The sequence below is a fragment of the Serratia sp. (in: enterobacteria) genome, assembly GCF_046715635.1.
Taxonomy (GTDB): Bacteria; Pseudomonadota; Gammaproteobacteria; order Enterobacterales; family Enterobacteriaceae; genus Chania.
Window position 1 is genome coordinate 1 of sequence record NZ_JBKJYW010000371.1, and the last position, 9785, is coordinate 9785.

At 56.6% G+C, this 9785-nt stretch carries 8 protein-coding genes; 5 read left to right on the top strand and 3 right to left on the bottom strand.

Features of this window, described 5'->3' with window-relative positions; genetic code table 11:
- Positions 1–103: 103 nt before the first annotated feature.
- From ftsY to rpoH, 4 genes are all read left to right on the top strand, one after another.
- On the top strand, positions 104–1651 hold the full coding sequence (gene ftsY, locus ACLQ7H_RS19365; protein ID WP_411754070.1) for a signal recognition particle-docking protein FtsY: 1548 nt from the start codon (positions 104–106) through the stop codon (positions 1649–1651).
- Positions 1652–1656: 5 nt separating this feature from the next.
- On the top strand, positions 1657–2328 hold the full coding sequence (gene ftsE, locus ACLQ7H_RS19370) for a cell division ATP-binding protein FtsE (protein WP_021181505.1): 672 nt from the start codon (positions 1657–1659) through the stop codon (positions 2326–2328).
- Positions 2318–3271 (top strand): permease-like cell division protein FtsX, encoded by a 954-nt coding sequence (gene ftsX / locus ACLQ7H_RS19375; protein WP_411754071.1) that lies wholly within the window; start codon positions 2318–2320, stop codon positions 3269–3271. The genes ftsE and ftsX overlap by 11 nt, the downstream gene beginning before the upstream one ends.
- A 314-nt stretch (positions 3272–3585) precedes the next feature.
- Positions 3586–4443: an RNA polymerase sigma factor RpoH gene (rpoH, locus tag ACLQ7H_RS19380; RefSeq protein WP_021181503.1), complete on the top strand. Its 858-nt coding sequence runs from the start codon at positions 3586–3588 to the stop codon at positions 4441–4443.
- Positions 4444–4501: 58 nt separating this feature from the next.
- On the opposite strand, the gene ACLQ7H_RS19385 is transcribed toward rpoH, so the two are convergent.
- The 3 genes from ACLQ7H_RS19385 to panM are packed head-to-tail and all read right to left on the bottom strand — an operon-like array spanning position 4502 to position 8170.
- Entirely contained in the window at positions 4502–6577 is a 2076-nt protein-coding gene (locus ACLQ7H_RS19385; RefSeq protein ID WP_411754072.1) for a hypothetical protein, read from the bottom strand.
- Positions 6564–7781, bottom strand: a complete 1218-nt coding sequence (locus ACLQ7H_RS19390; RefSeq protein ID WP_411754073.1) for a DUF3142 domain-containing protein — start codon at positions 7779–7781, stop codon at positions 6564–6566. Before ACLQ7H_RS19390 ends, ACLQ7H_RS19385 begins: the two co-directional genes overlap by 14 nt.
- On the bottom strand, positions 7778–8170 hold the full coding sequence (panM, locus tag ACLQ7H_RS19395) for an aspartate 1-decarboxylase autocleavage activator PanM (RefSeq protein ID WP_411754074.1): 393 nt from the start codon (positions 8168–8170) through the stop codon (positions 7778–7780). The genes ACLQ7H_RS19390 and panM overlap by 4 nt, the downstream gene beginning before the upstream one ends.
- Before the next feature lie 463 nt (positions 8171–8633).
- On the opposite strand from panM, the gene ACLQ7H_RS19400 reads away from it, so the two are divergent.
- Entirely contained in the window at positions 8634–9749 is a 1116-nt protein-coding gene (locus tag ACLQ7H_RS19400) for a branched-chain amino acid ABC transporter substrate-binding protein (protein WP_411754075.1), read from the top strand.
- Positions 9750–9785 lie beyond the last annotated feature (36 nt).

The window sequence follows — 9785 nt, forward strand, 5'->3', positions numbered from 1 at the left end:
ATGAAAGCATTGCCGATGCGTGTTGCTGTGCCAGGGAAAGTGATAGACTCGGCGAATTAATTTTTCGCATTTGCAAGCCATTGGTACGGAGTAGGGTCAGAACATGGCAAAAGATAAAAAACGAGGGTTTTTCTCCTGGCTGGGCTTCGGCCAGAAGGAAGAAGAGCAGCAACAACCTGAATCTGCCGTAGAACCGGCGGAACAGCAGGCCGCAGAAACCCCGGCTGCCCCAAAACTGGACGATAAACTTCCTACCCAGGAGTCTGCACCAGCGGCCAGCAAAGATACCCCAGGGGAGTGGGATAGCAGCCTGAGCGGCGAGCCTATCACCGAAAATATCCTGCCGCTGGACGAACACCATGCTGAGCCGGTGGCGATCGAAGAAGTCACCGTAGCGCAACAGCCTGAGGCGCAAGTAGAAGAACCCGAGCTGATTGAAGCGCCTGCGGAGATTATTGAACCTGAGCCAGAGGTGATTGAAGCGGTAATCGAAGCGCCTGCTGAGATTATCGAACCAGAACCAGAGCTGGTTGAGGCAGTTATCGAGGCGCCAGCCGAAATTATCGAACCTGAGCCAGAGGTGATTGAAGCGGTAATCGAAGTGCCTGCCGAGATTATCGAACCTGATCCAGAGGTGAGTGAAGAGGTTATCGAGCCAGAACGGGAAGCGGAACCTGAACAGCCTGAACTGCTGGCTCCGGCGGTAACGCAAGAGCAAGAGCGCCCTAGCAAAGAAGGCTTCTTCGCCCGTCTTAAACGCAGCCTGCTGAAAACCAAACAGAACCTGGGGTCTGGTTTTATCGGCCTGTTCCGCGGCAAGAAGATCGACGACGATCTTTTCGAAGAGCTGGAAGAACAGCTGTTAATCGCCGATGTTGGCGTAGAAACCACTCGTAAAATCATTGAGTCTCTTACTCTGCACGCCAGCCGTAAGCAATTGAAAGATGCCGAATCGCTGTATGGCAAACTGAAAGAAGAGATGGCGGAAATTCTCGCCAAGGTGGATCAGCCACTGGATGTCGGTGGCAAAACGCCATTCGTGATCCTGATGGTTGGCGTGAACGGCGTGGGTAAAACCACCACCATCGGCAAGCTGGCGCGTCAGTTCCAGGCCGAAGGTAAATCGGTGATGCTGGCCGCAGGCGACACCTTCCGCGCTGCCGCGGTTGAGCAGTTGCAGGTCTGGGGCGAACGTAACCGCATTCCGGTCATCGCTCAGCATACCGGTGCCGACTCCGCTTCGGTGATCTTCGACGCGGTGCAGGCGGCCAAAGCCCGCAATATCGATGTGCTGATCGCCGACACCGCCGGTCGCCTGCAGAACAAGGCGCACCTGATGGAAGAGCTGAAGAAGATCGTGCGGGTGATGAAAAAACTGGACGAGCAGGCCCCCCATGAGGTTATGCTGACTCTGGATGCCAGCACCGGACAAAATGCGGTTAACCAGGCGAAATTATTTAATGAAACCGTGGGCCTGACCGGCATAACGCTGACTAAACTGGACGGTACCGCCAAAGGCGGGGTGATCTTCTCCATCGCCGATCAGTTTACGATCCCGATCCGTTACATCGGCGTTGGTGAAGGCATCGAAGATTTGCGGCCGTTTAAGGCTGATGACTTTATTGAGGCACTTTTTGCCCGAGAGGATTGATACGGATGATTCGCTTTGAACAGGTCAGTAAAGCTTATCTGGGTGGACGGCAAGCCCTGCAGGGGGTAGATTTTCATCTACGTCCGGCGGAGATGGCGTTTCTGACCGGCCATTCCGGCGCGGGGAAAAGTACCCTGCTGAAACTGATTTGTGGGATTGAGCGGCCAAGCGCCGGTCATATCTGGTTTGGCGGCCATGACATCAGCCGGTTGAAAAACCGTGAGGTGCCTTTCCTGCGTCGCCAGATCGGCATGATATTCCAGGATCACCATCTGCTGCTGGATCGTACGGTGTATGACAACGTGGCGATGCCGCTGGTCATAGCCGGAGCCAGTACCGAAGATATCCGTCGCCGCGTTTCGGCTGCGCTTGACAAGGTCGGGCTGCTGGATAAAGCGAAGAACTTCCCTATTCAGCTTTCCGGTGGTGAGCAGCAACGCGTTGGCATTGCCCGCGCGGTGGTGAACAAGCCAGCGGTGCTGTTGGCGGATGAACCGACCGGTAACCTGGACGACGCCCTGTCGGAAGGGATCCTGCGCCTGTTTGAAGAATTTAACCGCGTTGGGGTGACGGTGCTGATGGCAACCCACGACACCGGGCTGATCGCCCGGCGCAATTACCGCATCCTGACGCTGAGCCAGGGCCGTATGGTAGGGGGGGCACAGCATGGCGAATAATGCAAAAACCGCCAAGAGCAAGGCACTGCGCGGTGGCTGGCGTGAACAGTGGCGCTATGCCTGGATGAACGCCATTGCCGATATGCTGCGCCAACCGCTGGCAACGCTGCTGACCGTGATGGTCATCGCCATTTCTCTGACGCTGCCGAGCGTTTGCTACATCGTCTGGAAGAACGTCAGTACCGCTGCGACTCAGTGGTACCCAACGCCACAGCTGACGGTGTATCTGGATAAATCCCTCGACGATGACGCGGCGGTTAAAGTGCTGGATGCGATCAAGGCCGAGGCCGGAGTGGAGAAGGTGAACTACCTGTCGCGTGAAGAGGCGCGGGGCGAGTTCCGCAACTGGTCTGGCTTTGGTGGCGCGCTGGATATGCTGGAAGAAAACCCGCTGCCAGCCGTGGCGATTGTCACGCCGCAGATGAGTTTCCAGAGTTCCGATACGCTCACCACCCTGCGCGATCGCGTGGCGGCGGTACAGGGCGTGGATGAAGTCAGGATGGATGACAGCTGGTTTGCCCGCCTGGCGGCGCTGACCGGGTTGGTGGGCCAAGTCGCCTTGATGATCGGCATACTGATGGTGGTGGCGGTGTTCCTGGTGATTGGTAACAGCGTGCGTCTGAGCATCTTCAGCCGTCGCGATACCATCAACGTGATGAAGCTGATCGGTGCTACCGACGGCTTTATCCTGCGGCCGTTCCTCAACGGTGGTGCAATGCTCGGCTTCTTCGGCGCGTTGTTCTCGCTGGCCCTGTCTGGCGCGCTGGTGTGGAAGCTGGAGTCGGTGGTGACCAACGTGGCGAAGGTGTTTGGCACCACCTTTACCCTGCATGGCCTGGGTTGGGATGAGGCGCTGCTGCTGCTGCTGATCTCGGCGATGATCGGCTGGATTGCCGCCTGGTTGGCTACCGTGCAACATTTACGCCGATTTACACCACAATAGTGAATTTTTGGTATACTCTTCTCCTGCTGCGGCCCGGTTGCCGTGCTGCGGGAGAAGAGCTGCCAGACCTCAACATCTCCGATCTCTTCTCAAACGCACAAATTCCCAATCAACCTGAGCTTGCATGACGTATCGTCGTGTGCACTGTGTGTGAAAAACGGTGAACTTTTGGGGTTGAGCACGGTCCAAATCTGCAGCAAATGTTTAGGTGCCCGGCGTGTGGACCCGCTTTTGCAACAGCAACTGCCGCAAGATCAATAGCTCCCCGCCGTGAAATCACCTGCATGACCAGTTTTATCAAGAGAGGGTTTTGAATGACCAAAGAAATGCGCACTTTAGCCTTAGTCCCACAGGGCAGCTTGGAAGCCTACCTGCGGGCAGCCAACACCTATCCGATGCTGACGGCAGAGGAAGAGCGGGAACTGGCTGAACGGCTGCATTATCAGGGCGATCTGGAAGCCGCTAAGCAGCTCATCCTGTCTCACCTGCGCTTTGTCGCTCATATTGCCCGTAACTATTCAGGGTACGGTTTGCCGGTGGCAGATCTTATCCAGGAAGGGAATATCGGCCTGATGAAGGCCGTGCGTCGCTTCAACCCAGAGGTTGGCGTACGTCTGGTGTCCTTTGCGGTGCATTGGATCAAGGCAGAAATTCACGAGTACGTGCTGCGCAACTGGCGTATCGTCAAAGTGGCGACCACCAAGGCACAGCGCAAGCTGTTCTTCAACCTGCGTAAAACCAAGCAGCGTCTGGGCTGGTTCAATCAGGACGAAGTCGAGCTGGTCGCGCGCGAGCTGGGTGTCACCAGCAAAGACGTGCGTGAGATGGAGTCGCGCATGGCGGCGCAGGATATGACCTTTGACCCAACGCCGGAAGATGAAGGGCGTGACGGTCATGCCATGGCCCCGATGCTCTATCTGCAAGATAAAAGCTCGGACTTTGCCGAAGGGATCGAAGAGGATAACTGGGAAAGCAATGCCGCAGACAAACTGGCCTACGCGCTGGAAGGTCTGGACGAGCGCAGCCAGCATATCATCCGCGCCCGCTGGTTGGACGATGACAACAAGTCCACCCTGCAGGAGCTGGCCGATCAGTACGGCGTTTCCGCCGAGCGTGTGCGCCAGCTTGAAAAGAACGCCATGAAGAAACTGAAGATGGCGATCGAAGCCTGATACCGATAGCGCTTAACGTTCGAAAAGCCCGGCTTGCCGGGCTTTTCTGTTTTTGTAGTTAGTTGGCTGCGGTATCAAACTCCGGTGCCGGGCAGTCGTAGCCAAACTTGGTTCCCCACTCAAACTGGGTGCCGTTCTTGATATAACGCTGATACAGCGCCCGGCCGGTCTTGGCATCGCGGGCTATCACCCAACCTGCGGCATTACACAGCACGGCAGCATAGGCCTGGCTTTTCGGTGGCAGCAGATCGGCGGCTTTTTGCGCCAGATCCACCGCCTGCCAGCGGTAATGCAGGAAACGGTTATCTGCATCTGGCAACGATTTCTTGGCCCGTACCGCTTCCGCTGCGCTGATCCAACTCTTGTCTTTGCTATCCTTGGTGTTGAAAGCATCCCCCAGATAGGAATACCCCGCGCCATAAATATTGTAATCCGGCGTCATTTCATAGCCAGTGAAATCCAACCCCTGCGAGCGCAACAGCGCCGCCGCCTGATAGAAGCTTTTGGCGCGTACGTTCTTATCTGCCGATTTATCCTTCGCCGCTTTCATCAGGTTGGCAAAGTCCTGCGCCGCCTGGCGGTAGTTCGGAATGGCAAAGTAGTTCACCGCTTCCTCATAGCGACCTACGCGCATCATTCGCCGTGCCAGCAATTCACGCAGTTGAACCTCTTGGGTGATCCGCTCACCATTGTATTCATCGGGATTGACCGGCTTGAGCGGTGTGGTAGGCGCTGGTGCATGCTTATCCACAAAGCCTTTCAGCTCATCGACCGTCAACACCCGCTCGGCGATATCCGCCACGTCTGCCCAGTAGTTTTCTTTGCCGCGATACATCAGATCCATCGCTTGCAGATAGTCGCCACGGTTCAGCGCCAGAATGGCCTGCTCGCCAGCAACCCGGCAATCCGGCACGATCATTTCGGCTGCGAAGTCTTCGTTACGCTGCTCCCCCCAGCTTTCATCCGTAGGGAATGCGGCTGCGGCTTTGGCATAGGCGGCGGTTGCGGCTTTCACATCACCATCACGCAGGGCCATTTTGGCACGTAACCACCAGGCTAAGCCGCCATCACCCGCATTTTTCAGCAGGTTGGCCGCCATGGCATATTGCCCGGAACGATAGGCCAGCGCCGCCAGCCGGTCGCTACCGGTGAAACCACTTTTAACCGAGTCATTGAGCAACGTCAGGGTCTGATCGACAAGCTGCTTGGCGCTGGTCTCACCGTTAATGATACCGGACATCTCCAGATTACTGCTGCGGGCGAACAGCTCAATGGTGACCAACTGCTGCACCAACGGATCGTGAATAGCCTGTTTTAATGCCTCCACATGCTGCGGGTTGATCAGATAGGTGGAGATATACTGCAGCGAAAGCCCACCCTCGGGATCGCCTTGGGCGGCCTGCTGAGCATACAGCTGTGCCGCTGGAGCGATCTCCCCGAGCCACAAATGGATCCTTGCCTGCTGGCCCAGGCTGCTCAGCGCCAGTTGGTCCGGATCGGCGGTGCCAGCTTTCACCTGATCGATCACCTGTTGGAAGGCGGTGAGGGCCTGCTCAAGCTGTGCTTTCTCCGGGTGTTGCACCACCGGTTCGGCATCAGACTCGGTTTCCGGCGTGCCATGATCGCCCATCAGCAGGCGGCCAAGGGAGTATTGCGCCCGTAACCCCCATGCTCCCTGCTCGGCGGCTGGCAACGCCAACACCTGCTGGAAATATTGCGACGCCCGCGGATCTTCTGCGGCAAAGGCTACCGCCCCCAGCGTATATAAGCGTGCGGCATTAGATAACCCTTGCGCATTCACCGCATCGGCTTCTTCTACGGTCTGGGTTGCCCGCATCTGGGCAATGGCTTGCTGTTCCGGCGAGAGGGGCATCGGTTTTGGCGGTGTCGCCGGGGCCGGGGCCTGCCAGCGTGGCAGTTGCGGGTCTACCGGCACCAGACGGGTGGCTTCGAAAGCGAAGTTGCCCTCAGGCATATACAGCAGGGTGCCGTTGCGGTTAACCAGCAGGCGGTTGGGGAAGTCAGGCCCACAGGCCTGGCCGCTCAGCGGCACCATCAATGCCGCAGCGATCAGTGATGCTAACGGGAGCGCACGGCGACTGTGCCCTGCTGTGTGCAAATCAAGGTATGACATGGGTGTCTCCTGGCGTGATCTGTTGGCAGCGTAGCCAGCCTAGGGGGCGTGATTGCCCTGCTCGTAGCTGATCGCCGCTAATGCGGATAAAGCGTTGGGGTTCAGATGGCGTTGCTAACTGGTAATGACCTACCGCGTCGGCGGCCAGGCAACCTTCGGCCTGAATGTGGATCTCACGCGGTAATGGGGCATCCACCGGTCCCTGATTCTCGATAATCAAATCATACAGCCCATTTTGCTGTGGCTGAGGCAAAAATTTCACCTGCCAGTTGGCGAGCAATGGCTGCTGTTGGATCACTGCCCGTAGCGTAGCCATCGACCAGGCGCGGCGATCGTTTTCCAGCGGCAGGCGGAACCAGATAATGCCGCGCAGATGTGGCAGTGGGCGTTGTGCGAGCTGCTGCAAGAAATCGGCAACCTGCTGCGGTGCTACGGTCAGCTCCTGGATTTTGCCAGCCACGCGCTGCGAGACTTCACTTTCAACCAGAGCTCCCTGAGCATCGAACCCTAGCAGAGCCATGCCGTAGGCTGGCAGGGCGATACGGAAGGGTTTAGGGCTAAGGCGCGCGTACTGGTGTGTCCACTCCTGAGCCAGCTGGCCGTCGAATAAACCTTGGGTGGGTGAGAGCACCGTATGTACCTGAAGCACCGAACTGTCTACCTGTTGCAGTACGCCGGGCAGGGCTGGGGAGCCGATCCAAGCGGGCAGGGCGGTGATGCCAAGCTGTAATGAAGGAGGAAGCCGTTGGCGCAGTTGGCGCAGGAATTGTTGATATTTGGGCAGCCGTGCGGTGGCGGCATCATGGTCGATCTCCACGCCAATCACCGGTAAACCGGCCGCCTGCCAGCGTTGCAGTTGTTGCTGCAGACGTGCAGAGATGGCGGCCTCATCCAACTGCATCAATTGCCCGTCTATCCGCACTACTAGCCATAGCGGACGGCCATCCTGTTTCAGCAGGGCGGTATTGACCGTGATGTCCCGGAAACCCTCACGGGGATGCACCTGCAAACCCAACACGCGCAGGGTAGTCAACAGGTCACGGCTGGCAGCCAGCGCCTCGGCATGCTGAGGTGTCCACACCCTTTGCCAAACGTAGGCCTGCTGATCCCAAGGCTGATGAAGATTCATTGCCTGGTAGTGCCCTGCAAACCAGGCCGTTATTGCGAGCAGCGTGACGACGATCAGAGCTAGCCAACGTTTCATTTTTGCCAACAATCGCCTTGAGCCTGAAAGCCGCAGGCACGCATAAAGTTGCCGACCTCACCACGTTCACGTGCGGCCAACCCGGCCGTATCCAGTTGCCAATGTTGCACCTGTGGCAATTGACGTTGGGCATCCTCTATCAGATACAGCCCCACACCTCGGCGGCGTGTCACTTCGCGCACCAGCAGATCGTGTAATTGGGCGGTCTGGCCCTCTATCTCGATTTTTACCGCCCCCAGCAGCCGCTCGTTAAAGCGGGCGGCAAACAGTGCCTTACCCTCCTCCAACCAGCTAAGCCACTGCGCTGGTTGTTGATGTGGCCAGATTTTACCAAGGTCGATAAGGTCTTGTGGGGACAAGCTGGTCAAGCGTTCAATGGTCAGTTTCATGCCGGATTTCCGCAAGGAGATGGGATGCCGACAGTGTAATAGATCTTGCCCGGCGCGTTGTGTAAGTTTTTCTATACGTGCCCTGGGTAAAATGTTTTTTGCGGCGGGCATTTTCCGAGTAAACGGTTAGTTAATGGCATGTTAACCAGCACATCTCGCTGTTCCTTGCGCTAAACGTCGCCGATTTAATCCGGATTTTATGCTGTTTACACCGCTTGTTTCTGACCTCGAGAGTTGCTTTGCAGAAGAAAATTCCTGTTTAATAACATGAAAAATAAAGTCTTATTAGAAAATATTGTCACAAAAGTACCTAAATCATTATTACTTATAGATAAAAGCGTTCTACCGCCGTGTTGTAGGCCACAATCAACGGGGTGTAACTTGCAATCCGCCCGGTAGAAACAATGATTAGGTGTGACAAAAACAACGGACTTACTCACAACGACAGATGGGGATTATGCGGATGAAATTAACAAAGGGTAAAGCGCTGTTGGCCGGTTGTATCGCGATGGCTATCGGCCATGTCGCTGTGGCAAAAGACATCAAGATTGCCGTAGTGGGTGCCATGTCCGGCCCGGTGGCGCAGTATGGCGATATGGAGTTCATCGGCGCGCGTCAGGCTATTGCCGATATCAACGCCAAAGGCGGGATCAAGGGCGATAAGCTGGTGGCGGTAGAGTATGACGATGCCTGTGACCCGAAACAGGCGGTGGCGGTAGCCAACAAGGTCATCAATGACGGCATTCGTTACGTGATCGGCCACCTGTGCTCTTCTTCGACCCAGCCAGCCTCCGACATCTATGAAGATGAAGGCGTGATCATGATCACCCCGGCGGCGACCAACGCCGATCTGACCACCCGTGGTTACAAGATGATCATGCGCACCACCGGCCTGGATTCCGATCAGGGCCCAACGGCTGCCAACTACATCCTCAACGAGATTAAGCCCAAGCGTATCGCCGTGGTCCACGACAAGCAGCAATACGGTGAAGGCCTGGCGCGTTCAGTGCGTGACAGCCTGAAAAAGCAGGGTACCGATGTCGTGCTGTTTGAAGGTATCACCGCTGGGGATAAAGATTTCTCTACCTTGGTAGCTCGCCTGAAGAAAGAAAACGTCGATTTCGTCTATTTCGGCGGTTATTACCCAGAGATGGGGCAGATCCTGCGTCAGGCCAAACAGGCGGGCATGACTACTCGCTTCATGGGGCCAGAAGGTGTGGGTAACTCCTCGCTGTCCAACATCGCCGGTGCCGCGTCTGAAGGCATGCTGGTGACGCTGCCGAAACGTTACGATCAGGTGCCAGCCAACCAGCCGGTAGTCGATGCGTTGAAAGCCAAGAAGCTGGATCCGACAGGGCCGTTTGTCTGGACCACCTATGCTGCACTGCAATCGCTGGTCACTGGAATGGAGCGCAGCGGTAGCCAGGAACCGGCCGATATCGTCAAAGATCTGAAAACCGGCCAACCGGTGGCAACCGTCATGGGCCCACTGAGCTGGGATGACAAAGGCGATCTGAAAGGCTTCGAGTTCGGGGTATTTGAGTGGCATGCCGACGGCTCATCAACGCCGATTAAATAATATACCCGTCGCCTTTCACGTTGCAGCGTTGTTGGC

What these genes read in the sequence shown, in the direction of transcription:
- ftsE (WP_021181505.1), top strand. Translation starts at nt 1,657, where the DNA reads ATGATTCGCTTTGAACAGGTCAGTAAAGCTTATCTGGGTGGACGGCAA.
- rpoH (WP_021181503.1), top strand. Translation starts at nt 3,586, where the DNA reads ATGACCAAAGAAATGCGCACTTTAGCCTTAGTCCCACAGGGCAGCTTG.
- ftsX (WP_411754071.1), top strand. Translation starts at nt 2,318, where the DNA reads ATGGCGAATAATGCAAAAACCGCCAAGAGCAAGGCACTGCGCGGTGGC.
- ACLQ7H_RS19390 (WP_411754073.1), bottom strand. Translation starts at nt 7,781, where the DNA reads ATGAAACGTTGGCTAGCTCTGATCGTCGTCACGCTGCTCGCAATAACG.
- ftsY (WP_411754070.1), top strand. Translation starts at nt 104, where the DNA reads ATGGCAAAAGATAAAAAACGAGGGTTTTTCTCCTGGCTGGGCTTCGGC.
- ACLQ7H_RS19385 (WP_411754072.1), bottom strand. Translation starts at nt 6,577, where the DNA reads ATGTCATACCTTGATTTGCACACAGCAGGGCACAGTCGCCGTGCGCTC.
- panM (WP_411754074.1), bottom strand. Translation starts at nt 8,170, where the DNA reads ATGAAACTGACCATTGAACGCTTGACCAGCTTGTCCCCACAAGACCTT.
- ACLQ7H_RS19400 (WP_411754075.1), top strand. Translation starts at nt 8,634, where the DNA reads ATGAAATTAACAAAGGGTAAAGCGCTGTTGGCCGGTTGTATCGCGATG.